A 21,724-nucleotide genomic window follows, 5' to 3' on the forward strand; every position below is an offset into this window, starting at 1 on the left:
GGCTCCTTTTAAAAGCGGCTGTCTTCCCACCAACGGCGCTCAGGCACGCCGGCGCGGGAGCCGGCCTCGCCGAGCTTGATGCCCAAGAAGTGGTAGAGGTTAATGATATTGCGCTCGAAGCCCCACTCCGAGCCGGCCATGTAGATGCCGTAGAGGCGGGCGGTGGGCAGGCCTACCAGGTTGCAGGCCTCTTCCCAGTTCTCCTTCAAGTTCTCGCACCACTCGTGCAGGGTGCGCATGTAATCAAAGCGCAGGGATTCGGTGTGGAAGACCTCGAAGCCATTGTCCTGCATGGCCTTGGTGACGTTGCCGGAACCGGTGAGCTCGCCATCGGGGAAAATATAGCGGTCGATGAAGCCGCCTTTGGGCGTCTTGTGGTTATCCGGGTAGGTGATGTTGTGGTTCAACATCAGGCCGCCGATCTTGAGCTTGCTGTACATGAACTTGAAGAAGTCATCGTAGTTCTGCACGCCGATGTGCTCGATGATGCCGATGGCGGAGATGGCATCAAAGCCTTCTTCGGTGACATCGCGGTAGTCCATGAATCGGACCTCGGCCAGATCCTGTAGGCCTTCTTCCTCGATTTTCTTTTGGCCCCACTCGGCCTGCTCTTGCGACAAGGTCACGCCGATGGACTTCACGCCGCGGCGTGCGGCGTAGCGCACCATGCCGCCCCAGCCACAGCCCACGTCTAGGTGGGTGTCGCCTTCTTTCAGGCGCAGCTTGTCAAAGATGAGGCGGTACTTGTTTTCCTGTGCCTCCTCCAGGGTGGCGTCCGGGGTGGGGAAGTAGGCGCAGGTATAGGTCATGGAATCGCCCAAGAAGAGCTCGTAGAAGTCATTGCCCACGTCGTAGTGATCAGAAATAACGTCGGCGTCGCGCTCTTTGGAGTGCTTGGACAGGCCATCGTGCAGCTTGCGGCGCAGCCAAGAGGCGCGCTCTACCTCAGGCACCGGCTGGATGTGGAAAGCGCCCATGGAAGCCAGCGAGCGAACCACGCGGGCCAAGTCTTTAGCGCTGGGTTTTTCAAACTTGTCATACATGGCGTGCAGGGCATTGAAGATGCCGTACGGGTGGGCGGGGTGCTCGCCTTCTACAGAGATGCCATCGGTGACATAGGCGCGGGCGAATCCGACGTCGCCTGGGTGGGTGGCGATATAAGCAAGTCCGCCAAGGCTATTGATGGTGACCTTGTATTCGGCATCGACAGGGCCGGTGGCCGAGCCATCAAAGGCCTCCCAGCGGAACGGGTTGGGACTAGGGATGAAGACGTCGATGATCTCAGCAACGGTCATCGGCGTGAATTTTTTGCTCATTCAGACTTCTTTCGCAATGTTGGGGTCACACCAATAACGACCTTGGTGTTTAGGGACCGCAAGGCCGGAATCCTACGGGTAGAAAATTGCGCAGGGCAATAATTAACATGGTAAACCCCTAGCGGAATAAGCGCGAAAGAATGGGCAATCATTGTCACATAATGCGGGTTAGATGTGGCTCGCAGTTATATAGCTGGTAGGGTTATGGGGTCAAAAGTGTTCCACCGTTCCTTTGGGACTCCTTGTCTTTACTTCTTAACGCCGTGTGAGAAAGATGTGGAGCCCTGAGGGGGCCAACGAGTGTCCACCTCCGTGTGTTGCTGCGTGAGGAATCCATAGATTCGCGCGTGACAGCGGTAGGCCAGGAGGATTTTGTAGTGTCCGCCATTTTGCAGGCTTTTAAGGATGCCGACCTACGCAAGAAGATCGTCTTCACCGTCGTGATGATCATTGCGTACCGCATCGGTGCACAGATCCCGTCGCCGGGTGTAGATTACGCGTCAATTGCAGGACGCTTGCGTCAACTGACAGAGGAATCCGGAGACCTCTACTCCGTGATTAACTTGTTTTCTGGCGGCGCCCTATTGCAGCTGTCGATCTTCGCCATCGGCATCATGCCCTACATTACGGCGTCCATTATCGTGCAGCTGCTGACCGTGGTCATCCCGCGCTTTGAGCAGCTGAAGAAGGAAGGTCAATCTGGGCAGGCGAAAATGACCCAGTACACCCGCTACCTCACGGTCGCCTTGGCGCTGCTGCAATCCTCCGGCATCGTCGCGCTGGCGGACCGCGAGCAGCTGCTGGGCCAGGGCGTGCCGGTCTTAGCAGAAGACCGCAACTTCTTCACCCTCATCCTGCTCGTGGTGACGATGACCTCCGGTGCCGTCCTCGTAATGTGGATGGGCGAGCTGATTACGGAAAAGGGCATTGGCAACGGCATGTCCCTGCTCATTTTCGCTGGTATTGCTACGCGCCTGCCTACCGATGGCATGAATATCCTGCAAAACAACGGCGGCATGGTCTTCGCGATGGTGTTGGTCGGCCTTATCGTCTTGGTCGTCGGCATTACCTTCATCGAGCAGGGCCAGCGCCGCATCCCGGTGCAGTACGCCAAGCGCATGGTGGGCCGTCGCCAGTACGGTGGCTCTTCCACCTACTTGCCGCTCAAGGTCAACCAGGCCGGCGTTATCCCAGTCATCTTCGCCTCCTCGCTTATCTACATGCCGGTGCTGATCACGCAGATCGTCAACTCCAGCTCCGTGAACACCCCGGATAACTGGTGGCAGCGCAATGTCATTGCGCACCTGCAGGCGCCGTCGTCCTGGCAGTACATCGTCTTGTACTTCCTGTTGACCATTTTCTTCGCATACTTCTACGTTTCGGTGCAGTACGACCCCGCCGAGCAAGCGGATAACATGAAGAAGTACGGTGGCTTCATCCCAGGCATCCGCCCGGGCCGCCCTACGGCGGAGTACCTCGGCTTTGTTATGAACCGCCTGCTCAGCGTCGGTGCCCTGTACTTGGCGTTGATTGCCATTTTGCCGAATATCCTCCTGGACCTCGGCGTCGGCCACTCTTCTGCTAACGGCACCTCCGCCTTTGGCGGTACCGCCATCTTGATTATGGTCTCCGTCGCGTTGACCACGGTCAAGCAAATTGAATCCCAACTTCTCCAATCCAACTACGAAGGACTATTGAAATAATGCGTCTTGTACTTCTTGGCCCTCCCGGTGCTGGCAAAGGCACCCAGGCAGCAATCCTGAGCGAAAAGCTCGGCGTTCCACACATCTCTACCGGTGACCTCTTCCGCGCCAATATTGGCGAGGGCACCCCGCTGGGCGTTGAGGCGAAGTCCTATATTGACGCCGGAAAGCTAGTGCCTACCGATGTCACCGCGCGCATGGTAGAAGAGCGCCTCAGCCAAGACGACGCCAAAAACGGCTTCCTCTTGGACGGCTTCCCGCGCACCACCGAGCAGGCAGACATCCTGGAAGAGCTGTTGTCCAAGAAGGGCGAAAAGCTCGACGGCGTATTGAATTTCGAGGTTTCTGAGGACGTCGTTGTCGAGCGCATGATGGCCCGCGGCCGCGCCGACGATAACGAGGAAACCATCCGCACCCGCCTGGGTGTCTACCGCGATGAGACCTTCCCGCTCATCGAGCACTACGGCGATGCCATCATCCCCATCAAGGCAGAAGGCTCCGTCGAAGAGATCAACGCTCGCGCCATGGAAGCGCTGGGCAAGTAATGGCTTTTCGGCGCCGCACCAAGCGCATTCCCGCCCGCACCCCGGGCGAGCTGGATGCTATGCAGGCGGCTGGCGAGATCGTCGGCAAGGCGCTGCAAGCAGTCCGTGCCGCGGCGGCGCCAGGAGTGAGCACGCTGGAGCTCGATGCGGTGGCGGAACAGACAATCCGCGATGCCGGTGCCACCCCTACCTTCAAGGGCTACGAAGGCTTTCCGGGCTCCATTTGCTCCTCCGTTAACGATGTCATCGTGCACGGCATCCCGGATGCTAAGACGGTGCTTGCCGATGCCGACCTCGTCTCCATCGACTGCGGCGCCACCCTCGATGGGTGGGTAGGAGATAGCGCGTGGTCCTTTCCCATCGGCGAACTCGACCCGGGCGTTGCGGCATTGAACGCGGCGACCGAATGGGTGCTCATGGAAGGGCTACAGGCGATGGTGCCGGGCAACCGCCTGACGGATGTCTCCCACGCCCTGGAGCAGGCGACTTACCGCGCAGAGGACAAGTTTGGCGTATCCCTCTACATCGTGGATGGTTACGGCGGACATGGCATTGGCCGCACCATGCACGAAGAGCCCTACTTGGAAAATGAGGGAAAGCCCGGCCGCGGTCCCCTCATCCAGGAGGGCTCCGTCCTGGCCATCGAACCCATGCTCACCTTGGGCACCGTCGATAGTGCGGTGCTAGAAGATGACTGGACGGTGGTCACGCTCGACGGCTCCGTTGCCGCCCACTGGGAGCACACGGTGGCCGCGACGGTGGACGGCCCGCGCATCCTCACCAGGCGCTACTAATACTTATTCCCCGAAAAATCGCCGCTTAAACTAGGCGATAATTCCCTGAAAGGTTTATACTCACCACTATGTCTAAATTCAGCCTCCGCAAGTTAAGTGCCACCGTTGCTGCACCAGCAGTGGCTGGCGTCATGGCATTGAGCACTATTGCCGGCGCCCGGCAGCTTCTGCTCAGCAACTCCCTAATCTCGACCAGCTCACCGCACAGGCCCAGCAGCAGGTTGATAACTTCCAAGGCCAGACCCGTGACCAGGCATGGCAGACCCGTACTGACATCCTGGATCAGGCTGAGAAGTACGCCCCAGAACTGGCACCGAATGTACAGTCCGCAGTGGATAGTGCACTGGAATTCCTTTTCCCGGGCCTAGTTGCGCAGAAGAACGAGGAAGCACGCCAGGCTCGCGAGGCCGCTGAGCGCGCACACGCACAGCAGATTGCGGAAGAAAAGGCGAAGGCTGAAGAGGCGGCGCGCCGTGCGGAGGAGCAGCGCCGCGCTAACCAGTTCGACCGCGGTTCCTGCCCGGCAGACGCCAAGATCTGTGTCGACCTTGACGGCCGCCGCACCTGGCTGCAGGAAGGTGGCGACGTCTCCTACATTTCCCCATCCATGTCCGCCGGCATGGTGGGTGAGGAAACCCCGCGCGGTACCTTCCACGTCAACCGCAAGGTGAAGGACGAAATCTCCCGCGAGTTCAATAACGCACCGATGCCGTACTCCATTTACTTCACCAATAACGGCCACGCTTTCCACCTGGACAACACCAACGTTGACTCCAACGGTTGCGTGCATCTGCCGTACGATGCCGCGGTTCGCTATTGGAACGATGTCCAGATTGGTGACAAGGTCTACATCTACTAATTCGATGTAGCTCACCGCGTTAACGCGCCTCGCCCTCGCGCTTGGTTCCAGAATCAGGAACTGAGCTCGAGGGTATTTTTAGTTTTACTCCGCTGGTTTGGGATTTATGAAAGTGCGTACGGTTTGGAAATCGTGTCGCTGCAGCGTATGCTGGTTTGACGGTGTATAGCGCCAGTAGGTCTGGTTGGCTTGCACCACCGCAGTAGACAACAAACATGCAGGTGACAGGTACTTGTCTGTCGCCAGAAAAGTAGAGGTTATGGCTAAGGAAGGCGCAATTGAGGTAGAGGGTCGCATCGTCGAGCCTTTGCCAAACGCAATGTTCCGTGTCGAGCTCGACAATGGGCACAAGGTTCTTGCACACATTTCCGGTAAGATGCGTCAGCACTACATCCGCATCCTCCCGGAGGATCGCGTCGTCGTAGAGCTGTCTCCTTATGACCTGACCCGCGGACGCATCGTCTACCGCTACAAGTAAACACAGTCAGCCTCCTCACCCAAGGGCGAAGCATGGTTTTGTCCTGTACACCTCAGGCTACGGTGGCCTGAGCCCGCACTGGTAAGCAACCCAAGGATCCCCGGCACGGTCCGGGCGAAGCGTTGCATGGAGCGGGACGGATGGGGAGAAAACCGCCGTAACAACCCGAAAGGACACGCCTTATGGCACGTCTAGCTGGTGTTGACCTCCCACGCAATAAGCGTATGGAGGTCGCTCTCACCTACATCTACGGCATCGGTCCAACCCGTGCCAAGGAATTGCTAGAAAAGACTGGCATTTCTCCTGACCTGCGCACCGACAACCTGGATGATGAACAGGTTTCGGCACTGCGTGACGCAATTGAAGGCTCCTGGAAGGTAGAGGGTGACCTCCGCCGCCAGGTTCAGGCTGATATTCGTCGCAAGATTGAAATCGGAAGCTACAAGGGTCTGCGCCACCGTCGCGGTCTGCCGGTACGCGGTCAGCGTACGAAGACCAACGCGCGTACTCGTAAGGGCCCGAAGAAGACGATCGCAGGAAAGAAGAAGTAGTTCATGCCTCCAAAGACTCGTTCCGGCGCACGCCGTTCCGGCCGTCGCGTCGTCAAGAAGAATGTGGCTCTGGGCCACGCATACATCAAGTCCACCTTCAACAACACCATCGTCTCGATCACCGATCAGACCGGTGCTGTTATCTCCTGGGCATCCTCCGGCCACGTTGGCTTCAAGGGTTCCCGCAAGTCCACTCCGTTCGCTGCGCAGATGGCCGCTGAAAGCGCCGCACGTAAGGCAATGGACCACGGCATGAAGAAGGTTGACGTATTCGTCAAGGGTCCGGGCTCCGGCCGCGAGACCGCCATCCGTTCCCTGCAGGCTGCAGGCCTCGAGGTTTCCTCGATCACGGATGCAACTCCACAGCCGCACAACGGCTGCCGTCCGACCAAGCGTCGCAAGGTTTAAGGGAAGGAAAGAGGTAAGAAAATGGCTCGTTACACTGGCCCCGCTACCCGCGTATCCCGCCGTCTTCGCGTCGACTTGGTCGGCGGAGACATGGCATTCGAGCGCCGCCCGTACCCTCCGGGACAGGCTGGCCGCAACCGCATCAAGGAATCTGAGTACCTGCTGCAGCTCCAGGAGAAGCAGAAGGCAAAGTACACCTACGGTGTGCTGGAGCGTCAGTTCCGCCGCTACTACACCGAGGCTAACCGCCTCCCAGGCAAGACCGGTGACAACCTGGTCATCCTGCTGGAGACCCGCCTCGACAACGTGGTTTACCGCGCCGGTCTGGCACGCACCCGCCGCCAGGCTCGCCAGCTCGTTTCCCACGGTCACTTCACCGTGAACGGCAAGAACATCAACATCCCGTCCTACCGGGTTACGCAGTACGACATCATCGATGTCCGCCCGCGGTCCCAGAAGATGGAATGGTTCGAAGACGCTCAGGACGCTCTTATCGATGCCAACGTACCGGCATGGTTGCAGGTCGTTCCTGATACGCTGCGCATCCTCGTGCACCAGTTGCCCGAGCGCGCTCAGATCGACATTCCGCTGCAAGAGCAGCTCATCGTCGAGCTTTACTCGAAGTAAACTGTTATACCGCACGGCCCTTCACGGCCACGCGGTCCATCAGGAATCTTCAACCTCAAGATTTTTACCCCCTCTACCGGCGTCAAATAGCGGTCGCCGAAAAGGAGAATTGAAATGCTCATTTCCCAGCGTCCTCAGCTCACCGAGGAATTCATCGACTCGTCTCGTTCCAAGTTCGTTATCGAACCGCTCGAGCCGGGCTTTGGTTACACCCTCGGTAACTCGCTGCGTCGCACCCTGCTGTCGTCCATCCCGGGCGCAGCGGTAACCTCCATCAAGATTGATGGTGTGCTCCACGAGTTCACCACCATCAACGGTGTGAAGGAAGACGTTTCTGAGATCATCTTGAACATCAAGAGCATGGTCCTGTCCTCCGACTTCGATGAGCCGGTGGTTATGTACCTGAGCAAGGAAGGCCCTGGTGATGTCACCGCGGGCGATATCCAGCCGCCGGCTGGCGTGGAGATCCACAATCCGGATCTGCACATCGCTTCGCTGAATGACACCGCTAAGCTGGACATTGAGCTCGTCGTTGAGCGCGGCCGTGGCTACGTCCCGGCTGCCGCAACCTCTGGGGAAATCGGCCGTATTCCAATCGACCAGATCTACTCCCCAGTGCTGAAGGTCTCCTACAAGGTCGAAGCTACTCGTGTTGAGCAGCGCACCGACTTTGACAAGCTGACCATCGACGTCGAAACCAAGAACTCGATTTCCGCCCGCGATGCCCTGGCTTCTGCCGGCGGCACCTTGGTCGAACTGTTCGGCCTGGCACGCGAGCTGAACAACGCAGCCGAAGGCATCGAGATCGGCCCCTCCCCGCAGGAGACCGAGTATATCGCCGCCTACGGCATGCCTATCGAGGACTTGAACTTCTCCGTTCGCTCCTATAACTGCCTGAAGCGTCAGGAAATCCACACCGTCGGCGAGCTTGCAGAATGCACCGAGTCCGACCTGCTGGATATCCGCAACTTCGGTCAGAAGTCGATTAATGAGGTAAAGATCAAGCTGGCTAACTTGGGCCTTGCTCTGAAGGACACCCCTGAGGACTTCGACCCCACCCAGCTCGAGGGCTACGACGCAGAAACCGGTGACTTCAAGGACCCGGCTGCGGACGATTCCGAGTAAAGAATCACCCTGAACTGCGGCACTCGTTGCCGCGCGCTCAACTTTTACCGCACACGAGGAGTAAACAATGCCTACCCCGAAGAAGGGTGCCCGTCTCGGTGGCTCCGCCAAGCAGCAAGCTCACATGCTGAGCAACTTGGCAGCTAGCCTGATCGAGCACGGCGCCATCAAGACCACCGATGCCAAGGCGAAGGTTCTTCGCCCGTACGTCGAAAAGATCATCACCAAGGCTAAGTCCGGCACCATTGCTGACCGCCGCGCAGTGCTGAAGCTCATCCCGCGCAAGGATGTTGTTTCCCACCTGTTCGACGAGGTTGCACCGAAGTTTGAGAACCGTGAGGGTGGCTACACCCGCACCATCAAGCTGGACAACCGCACCGGTGATAACGCCCCGATGTCCCAGATCTCCCTCGTTCTTGAGGAGACCGTGACCTCCGAGGCTAACCGCGCTACCCGCGCTGCCGCTTCCAAGGCCGCTGAGGCTGAAGAAGCTCAGGCAGACGAGGCTGCAGAGACCGAGGCTCCGGCCGAGGACACCGCAGCTGAGAACACCTCTGCTGAGGAGTCCGAGGAGAAGTAATCTCCCTCGGCCACTGAATCCGCGTCGGCCCTAACGCCGCGCGTGGATTGCACCGACTACTCGCAGCAGTAGCGCACAATCGCCGCCTTCCCATACTCTTTACGAAGAGAGACGGGAAGGCGGCTTTTGTCGTTTTCCCTCAGCCCCTGCGCCGCGACCTCCTGGGCCTCGGTATTTTAGTGTGACTATGAGCCGGTTTCGTCGCGCATCCACCCGCGCATCCACCCGCGCAACCTCTTATGCGCATCCTCCACTGCGATAACTGAGCAATTACGGCCCTCAGATATTGCATTTTCTGCTCAAAACGAATAGGGGAGGTGTAGCAGGAGAAGTTGCACATTTCGGGAACCCGCCGCCGCCTCCGGTAGCATTAGGTCCACCATGACTGAAGCAGCACCGATCGCAGATGAGGGACCAGCGGAAGGATTCGTTCGGCTCCGGTTAGACCTGGCCTATGACGGCACCGATTTCCACGGCTGGGCTAAGCAAAAGGGCGGACTGCGTACCGTCCAGGGCGTGCTCGAGGAGCAGCTGGCCATGATCGCGCGCACGGAGGTGCCGCTGACGGTGGCCGGACGTACGGATGCGGGCGTCCATGCCCGCGGGCAGGTGGCGCACGTGGACGTACCGCAAGAGATGTTGGAACAACGGTCCGTAGGAGGCGATCCGGGAAAGTTAGTGCGCAGGCTTGCCAAGCTGTTGCCGGAAGACGTCCGGGTGCACGGCTGCGAGGTGGCGCCGGAAGGTTTTGATGCCCGATTTTCTGCGCTGCGTAGGCACTACGTGTACCGGATAACCACCAGCCCGCGGGGTGCGCTGCCGACGCGGGCGCGCGATACGGCCGAATGGTTCAAACCGGTAGACATCGATGCCATGCAGGATGCGGCCAACGCGCTGGTAGGCCTGCACGATTTTGCGGCCTTTTGCAAGGCCAAGCCGAATGCCACCACCATTCGAGAATTACAGGAATTTAGCTGGCAGGATGTCTCGACACCGGAAGAACCGCAGCTCTTTGAAGCCCGGGTGACCGCGGACGCCTTCTGCTGGTCGATGGTGCGCTCTTTGGTGGGCTGTTGCTTAAGCGTTGGGGAAGGCCGCATGGACGTCGACTTTGCCGCGGCATTGCTTCAGGAAACCAAGCGCTCCTCTCGCATTCCCGTAGCACCGGCGAGGGGCTTGTCCTTAGTACAAGTGGATTACCCGGAGGCGGGCGACATGTCCGCGCGCGCGCATATGACGAGGGAAAAGCGCACGACCTTGTGAAAACACGCTGCCAAGTGGCAGGGCCGTGGAGCCTACGCTAGCCTGAGGTCTGGGTTTATTTAGACTTTCGGGGAATTTTCGGGGGGAAATTCATGGCACGTCCATTGCCAACGACGAAGGCCCAAGTCTCGGGCCATAAATTTTTGCGCCGCCGCGTGGAACACGGGCTCGTATTGGGCGATACGCGCATGATCCATGATCCGCTAGCCCGCCGCCGCAAGGCGATGATATTCGGCGGGGTAGGCGTGGCCTTTTTGGCCGTCGGTTCTGGGCTTTTAGCCTGGTTGCAGCCGAGCCCGCAGCCAGGGGACGCGCCCATCGTGCGCTCGGAACAGGGCCAGCTCTTCGTGGATGTCAACGATACGTACCACCCCGTTTACAACCTCTCTTCCGCGCGGATCATCGCCGGCGAGGCGGCCGAGGCGCAGACCATTGGGGACGAGCATTTACGCGAGGCCTCGTTGGGCACTCCCGTGGGGATTTCGGATGCGCCCGGCTATTTGGCCGCACCGGGCGAGACCCCGCAGCGCTCGTGGGCGGCGTGCCTTGCCGGACACGATGAGCAGCCTGCCGATAACCCCACCAGCATCGATAGCCAACAGGTGGCCCAAGAAGAGGTCATCGTGGTAGCGGATCCGCCGCAGGAGGGCTTTGGGGAGGAGTGTGCTGCGCTCGCAGAAACGGATGGCACGCAGTGGCTGCTCACCGCGGACGGGCGGGTGCGTTTACCCGATGCGCAGAGCACGGAGGGCCGGGTCATCCGCCGCGGGATTGGCATCGACGGGAGCACCCATGCCTGGCCCGTTCCCGCGGAATTGCTCAATGCCTTTGCGGAGCAGCCGCCGCTGACGTTTCCCGATCCGCTGCCGGACATCATGGATACCGGGCAGGATCAGTGGGCCCGGACGGACGACGGCGTCGCCGAGCTTTCCGCCACCCAGGCTGACATGCTGGTTAGCTACGGCGCGACGCGCAAAGAAGCCTCACCACGAGAGATAGGCGCGCTTGCCGATTCCCCCTTAAACTTCCGCCTGCCCGCCACCACCTTCGACTTCGTTGACCCAGGTGAGGGCTGGATGTGCGCCGATAGCAACGGTGGGGCAGCGATGGTGACTGAGAACCCCGGGACGGTAGCGCTCGCAGGTGAGGGCATAGCGGATCGCTTCGGTGGGCTATCGGCAGGAGGAGTTGGTGTGGATACCGGGCATGGCTATCACGTTGTCTCGCCGACGGGGCAGCGCCATGCGGTGGACAATAAGGAACTCTTGGAGGCCCTCGGCACCGGTATCGGGGCGGAGGTTCCGTGGGAAATCATCCGGCTACTGCCAGAAGCCTCGCGCTTGGACCGGGACGAAGCTCTGCAGGTCAGCCGCTAGGCCGACTTGGCTCGGCGTAGCCCGCGGGCAACCGTCAGGCCGGTCAGCAGCAGGACTAACCCGCCGATCACCCACCCGGTACGGCTCGCCGCTGGGGAGTGTTCGTCTTTGGCGGGTTGGATGGTCAGATCGCGCGCGGGTGCGGCATATTCGCCATCGATATGGGTCAGGGCGGCGAGCGGGTCGATGAAACCGTTGCCGGGCTCGCCGGCAGAGAGGAGACGTTGGCGTATATCGGCGGCGCTGGCGTCTGGGTAGCGCTCGGCTAATAAGGCGGCGGTGCCGCTAACCACCGGAGCCGCGAACGAGGTGCCATGAAACTGCGCCAGGGAATCCTGTTGGTTCTTCCCGTCTGCCCAGCCACCGGCGGGATTAAGCGCTAAAGGGACGAAGCCGTGGGCGGATAATTGTGGGCCATCGGCAGGCGTGAGGGAGTACTCCGCCAGCGCGTGGGCATCCTCTTGGGCGCTAATGGATAATACGGTCGGTGAATCAGCGGGAAAGACGTGATCGCCTTCTTCGCAGGTGCCGGAGGAAATATTGCCGGAGGCTGCGATGACTACCGCGCCGGCATCTTCCGCGTGGCCGAGCGCCTCATCCAAGCGGGAGCTATCGATGCGCTGCGCGGTCTTCGCTGGAACGCAGGACACGACGGAAATATTGATGACCTGGGCGTTGTCCTCCACGGCATGATCGATGGCGCTGGCCAATGTGTCGAGCGAGCCGGTAGTGCTGTCCTCGTCGGACTCGCCGGCCGTGCCATCGTATTGGCGATAATGCGCGCTGGTTTGGCGGATGGCGCGGATCTCAGATCGCGGGGCGATGCCAATATCGTGCCCGGCAATGATGCCGGCTACAACGGTGCCGTGCAGGTCGCAATCCCGGTGCGGATCCGGTTCTTCCGGAGTGACTAGGTCCGCGCCTGCGGTGAGATTCGGCAGCTGATCGTGGTGGGCAACGCCGGTATCGATGACGGCTACCTTAATGCCCTCGCCCGTGGCAAAGGAATGCAGCTGGGAGCGGTAGGCGCGCTGATCCTCGGAAGGTTCTGGCGCTAGGGGAGAAGGATGCGCGGTGGCGCATTCCCGGTCCGGTTCCCGCGCGCCCGCGATGGGAGCTGCTGCGATGAAGCCGCCGGTTTCGGCGAGGACACACGCGGTGAGGGCACAAGCAGCAAGCCTTGAACTGCCGCTGAAACCAGGTAGTACGGAAGAACGACGCGAGCGATTGTGGTGCATTATCCTAGCCCCCGAATGAGCTCGAAGATCCCGGCGAGGTGCGCGGCAAGCGGCAGGCAGGCGGCGATGGTCAGGGACTCGATGCGTTCGAACCAGGCGATGGTTGTTGGTTCCACCTCGCTCATTTTGGCCGTCCACAGTGGTGCGCTTAACATCGCGGCAAGCAGGAGGGCGGCGACCGCCGTCGGCGCCCAAGCGCCGGCAAGCCCATTGGTGGCAATCGCATGCACGGCGCACAAGCAGGCGGTGAGGCAGGCAACCATAGCGACGAGCATGAGAGCCCAGCTGGCAAGCACGCGCCCGTGACGCGCGGCGTGCATGACCACCGTTCCGGCAACAGAGACGCAGAGCGCTTGGACGAAGCCGAGCCCGGTTAAACCGGTGCCGAAGAGCACGGCTATGCGAGAACCGATGGAAGCGTCTCCCGCCTCGTTCACGGTCCCGTCCGTGGCCACGAGGGTGCCGGTGCCGGTGAAACTGAGCGCGATAAGGGCCGGGATGAGGCAGAGCGCGATTGCGCAGCAGATGCCCTCGTAGGCGTACCCGGCGCGGGTGGCGCGATCGTCCACATCGGGCTGGAGTTCATCCGATACGGCGAGGTCTTGGCCTGCGGTGGGCAATTGCGGCACCTTGAGTCCCGCGGTGGCGATGGTCAGCGCGGGGGCGGTGGCAAGCACAATGACGCCTGCGATAACGGTGCCCGCGGCCGCTGCGGTGCCGTGGCTCGTGCCGATGCCCGAATTCCCACTGAGCCCAGGAAGCAGGTAGCTCACGGCCGCAATGAGCACTAGCCCGGCGATGGTGAGCACACCGGAGGTAATGCGTACCGTGCTTAACCGGGTGAGGTGGCAGGCCAATAACGCCGCGAGGAGGGTGGCGCTGGTGCTGAGGGCGGCATAGGGGGCATCGGCAAGCGCGGGCGAAATAAGCGCCCACCCGCTCGCCGCCCCTGCCGCCAGGGTGAGCATGACAAGCGATAGCGCCCGCGTCCACAGCGCGAGCACGAAGGCCGCGATGGCGAGCCCGGCGCAGGCCACCGCCGGAAGTGAGAGCACCCAGGCCACGGCGAAGGCCGCGGCAAGCCCAGTCCACGCCCAGACGATGGGAATGGCGGAGGTGGTGTCGTCGCGGCTTTGGGCGGCGAGGGATTCGGCCGCATCGCGGATTACGGGCGCGGGCCGCTCCTCGCGCGGGGAGAGCACCAGGATGGAGCCTTCCGCAAGCGGCGTGGCGGCAAGCGGTGCGGTGAGGTCGATGGTGCGCCCGGATGCCGTGCTGGCGCGCCAGGGTGAGTCGATCGCGGGTGCATCGACAAGATCGGTAAGTTCTGCCATGAGCTCGCCGAGGCTGGAGCTTAATGGCAATGCCACGTCTGCTTCCTTGTGGAAGGAGTCTGCGTGGATGCGGATGGTAAGGCGCAGGTGATGCGCCGTTGGAGCGGTCATAATTCCCCCGAATTGTCTAAAGATTGTGGGCGTCCCCCTTGCCCAATGCCACATATTGTGGCTTACTGGTGGCGTCGTGTCCACCGCAGCGCGGGGAATCTTGGCAGGGGGCCAAGAGCGCTAAGCGTGTGGATCGGGGGAGGATTTTACCCATGCTTGGGATCGGGGAAACCCACATCGTGGAGCCATTGTCCATGCCGCTTCGGGACGCGCCACCGCCGCTTCCCACCGGCACCATCGAGGCAGAGGAAGTTCCGGAAGCGGTGCGCCCACAGCCGGTGCTGCTGGTGCGCCTGCTGCTGCCCATCGTGATGATCGCCGCCATGCTGGGCATGGTGGCGTTGATGGTGCTGGGCGCGGGCGATTCGCGGCATATCAGCCCGGTATCCTTGATGTTTCCGCTGATGATGCTGGCCAGCATGGCCATGATGTTTGGGCCGCACAATAGCGGGCAGGACCCGGATGAAACCCGGCGGACTTACTTGCGCCACATTAAGGCGCTGCGGGAAAAGGCCCTGGATAATGCCGGTGCGCAGCGCGCACACGAGCTGTATCGGCACCCGGATCCGGCGGGGTTGGAACCGCTGGTGGGATCGCGGCGCATGTGGGAGCGCGGGCCTGATGATCCGGATGCCTTGGAGGTGCGCGTGGGCACTGGGCCCACCACGTTGTGCACGCCCATCAACGTGCCTGATTCTGGTGCGACCGAGGACCTGGACCCGGTCTGTGCGGTGAGCATGCGCCAGGCCATCAAGGCGGTGGGCACCGTGCCCGATATGCCGGTGGTGATCCAATTGCAGGCCTTTAGGTTTTTATCCTTTACCGGCAATAATGCCCGCGATACGGTGCGCGCCCTCGTCATGCAACTAGCCCTGGCGCACGGCCCCGAGACCATCGGGATCGAGGCCATCGGCGGCGATTGGGAGTGGCTGAAATGGCTGCCGCACACCCGGGAGCCGGACAAGGCGCGGTTTCGCATTGTGCTTGTCGATGCCCTCCTGACCACCGGCACCGAAGACTTCTTCCACGGCGATTCTTATACCACCGTCATTGAGGTAGATGGTGCGCCGTCGTCTGCGTTGAGCCTGCGCGCGGAACAAGAAGGCCTGTGCCTCGTCGCGGCGGATACCCTGCAGGCGGTCACGGCCGCGGGCGTGGAAGAACTGGGTACACCCGATAGTTTAGGTACTGCCTCGGCCACGATTATGGCCCGCCGGATGGCGGTCTTTCGCCGCCCCGATAGCACCTCTGGGCGCCGGGGCAATGATTTGCTGGGGCTGCTTGGTTACAGCGGCGTGGATGAGTTGGCAGCTAGCGGCATGTGGCACGGGCGCGATGGCGCCTCGCGGCTCATGGTGCCCATTGGCATCGATTCAATCGGGCAGCCGGTGACCGTGGATCTCAAAGAATCCGCGCACGGCGGAATGGGGCCGCACGGCCTGTGCATCGGGGCGACGGGCAGCGGTAAATCTGAGCTCCTGCGTACTCTTGTCACCGCGCTTGCTGCCACGCATAGCCCGGATGAACTCAACCTGGTGTTGGTGGACTTCAAGGGTGGTGCGACCTTCCTAGGCTGTGACCGCCTGCCGCATACCTCCGCGGTCATTACTAATCTTGAAGAAGAATCCACCCTGGTAGAGCGCATGTATGACGCCATTTCCGGGGAGATGAATCGCCGCCAAGAGCTCCTGCGCACCGCGGGAAACTTTGCCAATGTGGGCGAGTACAACGCCTCTGCGGATGCCGTGCGGGACTACGGCCCCTTGCCGGCGCTGGTCATCGTCGTGGACGAATTTTCCGAGCTCTTGGGCCAGCACCCGGATTTCGCCGAGCTCTTCGTTGCCGTGGGGCGCTTGGGGCGCAGCCTCCACGTGCACCTGCTTTTGGCCTCCCAAAGGCTTGAGGAAGGGCGCTTGCGGGGGCTGGACTCCCACTTGTCCTACAGAATCGGCCTGAAAACCTTTTCCTCCGCCGAATCCCGCCAGGTCCTTGGCGTCACCGATGCCTACCACCTTCCCGGCCAACCCGGCGCCGGCTACCTCAAATCCGATGCCGAGGATCTCACTCGGTTTCAGGCCTCCTACGTATCAGGGCCGCTCGCGCGCCGGGCTGCACCTGGCACGGGGACGCACGCGGCCACGGACCAAGATGGCAACCCTGCAGGGCCGCCGCGCCGGGTGGAGCTTTTTACAGGCTGGGCGCAGGACGATGCCGCTGCACAGAATTCGCCCTCGGTGGTCATGGATGAATCCACATCGGTTCTTACCGAGGTGGTTCGCGCCGCCGGTGAGGAGGCCGCCGCGCGGGGCCAGGAGGCCCACCGCATCTGGCTGCCACCGCTGCCGCCGGTCATCGAGCTTTCGTCCCTCGATATGGAGAATGCGGGTTCCACCGCAGGGCAACTATCCGCGCCGATTGGGGTCATCGATAGGCCTTACTACCAGCGCCAAGACCAATTGGTCATCGACTTTCACAAGCACGGCGGCCACCTTGCCCTGTGCGGGGGACCGCAATCCGGCAAGTCGGGCGCGCTGCGCACGATAGTCTCCTCCCTAGCACTCAACCGGCGGCCGGAAGATATCCGTTTTTATGTCATCGACTTGGGCGGTGGGCAGCTAGCCGCCCTCGACCGGCTACCGCACGTTGCCGGGGTAGCCGGGCGCGAAGAAGGCGAAAAGATCCGCCGCATCGTCGATGAGGTTGCCGGGTTTATTCGCCGGCCGGAATCGCGCGAGACCTTCTTGATTATCGATGGCTGGCACCACATCGGCCCATCCAATGCGGAGTTTGAGGATATAGCCGAATCCATCACGGATATCGTTGCGGACGGCGCCTCCGCCAACGTACACGTCGTCATCGCCACCTCCCGGTGGACCACGATGCGCCCGGCGATTAGGGATCTCATCGCAAACCGCCTCGAGCTGCGCTTAGGTGAGGCGCTCGATTCGCTTATTGACCGCAAGCTGCAGCAAAAACTGCCCAGCGCTCCGGGCAGGGGGCTGACACAGGCCGGCGAAAATATGCTGCTCGCGCACACCTCGAATCAAGATATTGCCCATATCTGCCGCGTGCATGCTAACGCCGTTCCCGCCCCGCAGCTGAAGATGTTGCCCGCGGTCCTGACCCCAGAGGCGCTGGCTGCCCATGGCGAAGCCCCCACTGGCGGCATCCCGTGGGGCATCGGCGGGCGCGACCTTTCCACCTTGGCCTGGAATCCGGAGCGCGAACCACACCTGGTTGCCATCGGCGCCCAAGGCTGCGGCAAGTCCAACTTCTTGGCGCAGGTCATGCGCGGGATTAGCCGCCTTCCGCGCGAGGCGGCGCGACTGGTGGTCATCGATCAGCGCCGCGCCCATCTGGGCACGCTGGATCAGGACATGGTGGCGGCCTATGCCGCAACGCAATCCAGTGCGCAGGAGGAAATCGTCAATACCGTTCGCACGCTGGAACAACGCTTGCCGGGACCGGATATCACCCCAGAGCAGCTCGCCGCCCGCGATTGGTGGGCGGGCCCGGATATTTACGTGGTGGTAGATGATGCGGACTTGGTCAGCGATATCGCCCTCGCGCCCTTGATCGATCTCTTGCCGCACGCGCGGGACATCGGCTTGCACATGGTCATCGCCCGAAAATCCGGCGGCATCGGCCGGGCGCTGTTCGGTCAGTTCTTTTCCGCGGTGCGCGACCTGCAACCCGCATTCCTGCTTTTCGATGCCGACCGCGATGAAGGCACCATCTTCGGGCTCAAGCCCAGCCACCAGCCGCCTGGGCGCGGGCAATGGAGCATCCGCGGCGAAAACTTGGGAATCGCCCAGGTGGTTTACGGGGAAGGAGAAGAATAAATGTCTACAGAAACGCCTATCTCCGCACCAACGGCAACGATTACGGTGACCGTCATGGATGCGGCCACCATCTTTGAAGGCCCAGAAACCGTGTACCGCTACGATCTCGCCGGAACAGGCATCGTAGAAGGCAAGGCCTTAGGCCACGTCATGGACCAGATTGCGAAGATCGCTGGATCCGCCTGGCCGGACGTGGACGTATCCGTCATCGCGGATCCCTCTGGCACCGCCGTCTCCCGCGAGGCCGTCACCATCCTGACCCGACAACTCGATGTAGCTGGCGCCCGCGTGCGGCAGCAGGACGCAACGCCCGCACCGGAATCAACTCCAGTACGAGAGGCTGAATCGGTTGCGGGCGAGGCAGGGGCGCAGGAAACAGTGCCTGCATCGGCTTCGGCGGCTCTTGCAGACGCTTCAGAATCCGCGCCCACAGCCCAGATGGATATATCCATGGAACGCGCGGAATCGGGAATGGAAACCGAGACTGGCACCGGAACCGGAACCGGAACCGGAACTGGAAAGCGAGCAGGAAAGGAGAGAGGAACGGGCACCCGGTGGGCCGATAAGCTGCGCGGCTGGATAGGTGCCATCGACATGTTCCACGTCGCGATCGTCGTGGTGATCCTCGCCGTCGTCGGCGCCTCGTGGTGGGCCATGGGCGCGAATGCGTCCAATGATGAGGAAGACGGCGAGGCGGTCACCACCGCTGGAAGTGCCACCGCTGCGAGCGCCGCCGATTCCGTGCCGACGGACGAATCTGGTGGTGGCAGCGATGACAACGCGGACGCGGCTGGCGACGCGGGCGGTGATGGCGAGCTCAACCCAGGCGAAAAGCGCCTTGATATCGAAGGGCTGTCCGTCGTCCTTCCCACCGGATTTCAGGCCACTGTGGAGGAAGGCCTGGTGACCGCTACAGGAGAAGACCCTGATCTAAGGATTCTCTTAGCGGCGGACTCGCTTTTCAACGTTCCAGCCAGGGCGCTCTTTGATGAAATCAAAGCCCAGGTGGATAAGGATCCAGAACTGCGCGATGTATCTGAGGACACGGGGCGTTTGCACTATGTAGAAGACCCCGGCGATGGCTCCGTAGTGGAATGGACCATATGGGAAGATACCGGCCACCACATGTCGGTGGGGTGCCATACCCGGCATAACGCTAATGCCGTGCAAAAAGCCGCGTGCCGGATGGCCACCGAATCCCTGAGCAAGAAATAAACAGAAAAGTTTTTAACATCCCGGGAACCAAATGGGTCTGAGCACAGTCCAATAACGGTGAGAAAGCACAGAAGCTTTTTCGGGGGAAATCACACTCAACATCTCTTCCCGCCCTAAGGAGGGGCGCACTGTTATGTCTCAGACTTTTAAGACACAAGCCGATGTCATGGTCTCCACCGCCGGCCGCGTCGATAACACCAATGACGAGGTCCAAGGCGAGCTCACCCGTCTGCAGGGTGTCGTTGATTCTGTCCGCGGCAGCTGGGCCGGCCAGGCGCAGGTTTCATTCGATAACTTGATGCAGCGCTACAACACCTCCGCGCAGCAACTGCGCGAGGCATTGACCTCGATTTCTGAAAACATTCGCAGCAATGCCCACAACTTCGACAACGTCGAAGCCGAAAACACCCAGGCCTTCTCCAATGTTGGCGGCGGCCTCGCCCTGTAACCCAGTCACCTCCACCAGCAAATTCGAAAGGAAGCATTTTCGACATGTCCGAGATCAAGTACCAATTCGGCGCCATCTCTTCTGCCGCAGCCGATATCAACGCCACCTCCGGCCGCATCAACAGCACCTTGGCCGACCTCAAATCCCGCCTGCAGCCCATGGTGAGCACCTGGGAAGGTGAATCCGCAGTGGCCTATAACCAGGCCCAGGCCAAGTGGGATAAGGCAGCGCAGGAACTCAATACCGTGCTGGCAACCATCTCCAAGACCGTGTCCCAGGGCAATGACGCCATGAGCGATGTCAACCGCCGCGCCGCCGCTAGCTGGGGCTAACGCACCCTTGGCAGCATCTATCTAGCCTGCTTCTTTAAAGCGCAGTAGGGGAGTCGGGCGGTGCCCGTGCCCGTATCCATCTGGCAGGAGGCGAACGCAGCCGCCGTCCCCTACCGCGCCACTTACACAAACTGCCACATAGAACCTCTTTTACCGGTACCTTTTCTTCCTGGAAGGTGCCGGTTTCGGCGTTTTGGTCTTTTACTCCGGTAGCGGCTAAAGTTGTAGCCCTATGTGTTCGCTCGTCGGCAAGCAGCTGGCGAAGCGCTTCCCGCAGGTCTCCACCGGCCGCTGTTGGGAAGCGAATGGATGCTTAGCGCTGGCCGGCAGTTCCGAGACAGACTTTCAAGGAGTCATTTTGTCTACTTTCCACCCAAAGAGCGGTGACATCACCCGCAAGTGGTACGTCATCGATGCTACTGACGTGGTGCTGGGCAAGCTTGCTTCCACCGTGGCAGACCTGCTGCGCGGCAAGCACAAGCCACAGTTCGCACCCAACGTTGACACCGGTGACCACGTCATCATCATCAACGCTGACAAGATTCACGTTTCTTCCAACAAGCGCGACCGCGAATTGCGCTACCGCCACTCCGGTTACCCGGGCGGTCTGAAGTCCATGACCCTGGGTCAGTCTTTGGACGCCAACCCGGTCCGCGTTATCGAAGAATCTGTTGCCGGCATGATGCCGCACAACAAGCTCTCCCGCGCTTCCATCAAGAAGCTGCACGTCTTCGTAGGCGATGAGCACCCGTACGCCGGTCAGAAGCCGGAAACCTTCGAGTTTAAGCAGGTGGCACAGTAATGGCTGAGCAGAACATCGACAACAATGTAGCCGAGGCTGCTGACATCGCTGCAGCAAGCGCCGCTACCGAAGAGTTCACCAACACCATCGGTGATTCGTTGGCTAGCGCCAACCCTGAGACCGAGGCAGAGGTTGAGGCCGCTGCTCCGGTTCACGAGGGCCCAATTCAGACCGTCGGTCGCCGTAAGCGCGCCGTCGCTCGCGTTCGCCTCGTTGCTGGCTCCGGCCAGATCGTGGTCAACGGCCGCGAGTTCGCTGAGTACTTCCCGAACAAGCTGCACCAGCAGGACATCCTCACCCCGCTGACCCTGCTGGACCGCGAGAACCAGTTTGACCTGAAGGTCACCGTTAACGGTGGTGGCCCGACCGGTCAGTCCGGCGCCCTGCGCCTGGCTATCGCTCGTGCGCTCAACATCTACAACCCGGCTGATCGCTCCACCTTGAAGAAGGCTGGTTTGCTCACCCGTGACGCTCGTGCAGTTGAGCGTAAGAAGGCTGGTCTGCACAAGGCACGTCGCGCACCGCAGTACTCCAAGCGTTAATCTCGCTTCTACTGCGCGCGCAAGCGCCGTACACTGCCGCTGCTTCCCCATTCTGGGAGGCGGCGGCTTTGTCGTTTTATCGCTCTTGCCGATGCCCCTCCGATTGGGCCGGCCAAACCCCGCTTGGCCAGCCTCTTGAGGCTTAGCCGTGCGTGAGGCATAAGCGCTCAGTCGAGGGCGCGATGAAGCGCCCTCACGCCGCAGCGCACCACGGACTGTAGGAACAGAGAAAAGC

21 protein-coding genes are annotated in these 21,724 nt (G+C 61.1%); 18 read left to right on the plus strand and 3 right to left on the minus strand.

Annotation, left to right across the window (positions count from 1 at the left end):
- Nucleotides 1-8: 8 nt before the first annotated feature.
- Complete coding sequence (locus ACLI1O_RS02220) at nucleotides 9-1,316, minus strand: class I SAM-dependent methyltransferase (protein ID WP_239269094.1); 1,308 nt, start codon at nucleotides 1,314-1,316, stop codon at nucleotides 9-11.
- 377 nt (nucleotides 1,317-1,693) lie between these two features.
- On the opposite strand from ACLI1O_RS02220, the gene secY reads away from it, so the two are divergent.
- The 12 genes from secY to eccB all read left to right on the plus strand — a co-directional run bounded on the left by secY (nucleotide 1,694) and on the right by eccB (nucleotide 11,625).
- Entirely contained in the window at nucleotides 1,694-3,019 is a 1,326-nt protein-coding gene (secY, locus tag ACLI1O_RS02225) for a preprotein translocase subunit SecY (protein ID WP_239269092.1), read from the plus strand.
- Nucleotides 3,019-3,564 (plus strand): adenylate kinase, encoded by a 546-nt coding sequence (locus tag ACLI1O_RS02230; protein ID WP_126318292.1) that lies wholly within the window; start codon nucleotides 3,019-3,021, stop codon nucleotides 3,562-3,564. Before secY ends, ACLI1O_RS02230 begins: the two co-directional genes overlap by 1 nt.
- Nucleotides 3,564-4,358 (plus strand): type I methionyl aminopeptidase, encoded by a 795-nt coding sequence (gene map / locus ACLI1O_RS02235; RefSeq protein ID WP_239269090.1) that lies wholly within the window; start codon nucleotides 3,564-3,566, stop codon nucleotides 4,356-4,358. The genes ACLI1O_RS02230 and map overlap by 1 nt, the downstream gene beginning before the upstream one ends.
- A 331-nt stretch (nucleotides 4,359-4,689) precedes the next feature.
- Nucleotides 4,690-5,217, plus strand: coding sequence for a L,D-transpeptidase (locus ACLI1O_RS02240; RefSeq protein ID WP_411706925.1), 528 nt, complete (start codon nucleotides 4,690-4,692; stop codon nucleotides 5,215-5,217).
- 259 nt (nucleotides 5,218-5,476) lie between these two features.
- Nucleotides 5,477-5,695 carry a translation initiation factor IF-1 gene (infA, locus tag ACLI1O_RS02245; protein WP_003854422.1) on the plus strand — a complete coding sequence of 73 codons (219 nt, stop codon included), beginning with the start codon at nucleotides 5,477-5,479 and terminating at the stop codon, nucleotides 5,693-5,695.
- Between the two features lie 182 nt (nucleotides 5,696-5,877).
- Nucleotides 5,878-6,246, plus strand: coding sequence for a 30S ribosomal protein S13 (gene rpsM / locus ACLI1O_RS02250; protein WP_023025213.1), 369 nt, complete (start codon nucleotides 5,878-5,880; stop codon nucleotides 6,244-6,246).
- A 3-nt stretch (nucleotides 6,247-6,249) separates the two neighbouring features.
- On the plus strand, nucleotides 6,250-6,654 hold the full coding sequence (rpsK, locus tag ACLI1O_RS02255) for a 30S ribosomal protein S11 (protein WP_005277076.1): 405 nt from the start codon (nucleotides 6,250-6,252) through the stop codon (nucleotides 6,652-6,654).
- A gap of 21 nt (nucleotides 6,655-6,675) precedes the next feature.
- Entirely contained in the window at nucleotides 6,676-7,281 is a 606-nt protein-coding gene (gene rpsD / locus ACLI1O_RS02260; protein WP_023016758.1) for a 30S ribosomal protein S4, read from the plus strand.
- Nucleotides 7,282-7,395: 114 nt separating this feature from the next.
- The gene (locus tag ACLI1O_RS02265) at nucleotides 7,396-8,406 is read left to right on the plus strand and encodes a DNA-directed RNA polymerase subunit alpha (protein ID WP_239269086.1); all 1,011 of its coding nucleotides are present in this window, start codon (nucleotides 7,396-7,398) and stop codon (nucleotides 8,404-8,406) included.
- Nucleotides 8,407-8,473: 67 nt separating this feature from the next.
- Nucleotides 8,474-8,986 (plus strand): 50S ribosomal protein L17, encoded by a 513-nt coding sequence (rplQ, locus tag ACLI1O_RS02270; RefSeq protein WP_005277082.1) that lies wholly within the window; start codon nucleotides 8,474-8,476, stop codon nucleotides 8,984-8,986.
- Between the two features lie 381 nt (nucleotides 8,987-9,367).
- The gene (gene truA, locus ACLI1O_RS02275) at nucleotides 9,368-10,249 is read left to right on the plus strand and encodes a tRNA pseudouridine(38-40) synthase TruA (protein ID WP_239269084.1); all 882 of its coding nucleotides are present in this window, start codon (nucleotides 9,368-9,370) and stop codon (nucleotides 10,247-10,249) included.
- Between the two features lie 92 nt (nucleotides 10,250-10,341).
- Nucleotides 10,342-11,625 (plus strand): type VII secretion protein EccB, encoded by a 1,284-nt coding sequence (gene eccB / locus ACLI1O_RS02280; protein ID WP_411706926.1) that lies wholly within the window; start codon nucleotides 10,342-10,344, stop codon nucleotides 11,623-11,625.
- Here eccB and ACLI1O_RS02285 read toward each other — a convergent pair.
- Both ACLI1O_RS02285 and ACLI1O_RS02290 read right to left on the minus strand, forming a co-directional pair.
- Entirely contained in the window at nucleotides 11,622-12,863 is a 1,242-nt protein-coding gene (locus ACLI1O_RS02285; RefSeq protein ID WP_239269080.1) for a S8 family serine peptidase, read from the minus strand. The genes eccB and ACLI1O_RS02285 overlap by 4 nt on opposite strands.
- Nucleotides 12,863-14,308 (minus strand): type VII secretion integral membrane protein EccD, encoded by a 1,446-nt coding sequence (locus ACLI1O_RS02290; protein WP_239275519.1) that lies wholly within the window; start codon nucleotides 14,306-14,308, stop codon nucleotides 12,863-12,865. The genes ACLI1O_RS02285 and ACLI1O_RS02290 overlap by 1 nt, the downstream gene beginning before the upstream one ends.
- A gap of 152 nt (nucleotides 14,309-14,460) precedes the next feature.
- On the opposite strand from ACLI1O_RS02290, the gene eccCa reads away from it, so the two are divergent.
- From eccCa to rpsI, 6 genes are all read left to right on the plus strand, one after another.
- Complete coding sequence (gene eccCa, locus ACLI1O_RS02295; protein ID WP_239269074.1) at nucleotides 14,461-18,150, plus strand: type VII secretion protein EccCa; 3,690 nt, start codon at nucleotides 14,461-14,463, stop codon at nucleotides 18,148-18,150.
- On the plus strand, nucleotides 18,151-19,365 hold the full coding sequence (locus tag ACLI1O_RS02300) for a type VII secretion-associated protein (protein WP_411706927.1): 1,215 nt from the start codon (nucleotides 18,151-18,153) through the stop codon (nucleotides 19,363-19,365). It begins immediately after the preceding gene.
- A gap of 133 nt (nucleotides 19,366-19,498) precedes the next feature.
- A complete protein-coding gene (locus ACLI1O_RS02305; RefSeq protein WP_005277114.1) occupies nucleotides 19,499-19,813 on the plus strand; it encodes a WXG100 family type VII secretion target in 315 nt (104 codons plus the stop codon).
- Between the two features lie 44 nt (nucleotides 19,814-19,857).
- Entirely contained in the window at nucleotides 19,858-20,145 is a 288-nt protein-coding gene (locus ACLI1O_RS02310) for a WXG100 family type VII secretion target (protein WP_005277116.1), read from the plus strand.
- A gap of 358 nt (nucleotides 20,146-20,503) precedes the next feature.
- A complete protein-coding gene (gene rplM, locus ACLI1O_RS02315) occupies nucleotides 20,504-20,947 on the plus strand; it encodes a 50S ribosomal protein L13 (RefSeq protein ID WP_239269129.1) in 444 nt (147 codons plus the stop codon).
- Nucleotides 20,947-21,489, plus strand: coding sequence for a 30S ribosomal protein S9 (gene rpsI, locus ACLI1O_RS02320; protein ID WP_005281349.1), 543 nt, complete (start codon nucleotides 20,947-20,949; stop codon nucleotides 21,487-21,489). The genes rplM and rpsI overlap by 1 nt, the downstream gene beginning before the upstream one ends.
- Nucleotides 21,490-21,724: the final 235 nt, after the last annotated feature.

The organism is Corynebacterium sp. LaCa78 (assembly GCF_046717505.1).
Classification (GTDB): Bacteria; Actinomycetota; Actinomycetes; order Mycobacteriales; family Mycobacteriaceae; genus Corynebacterium.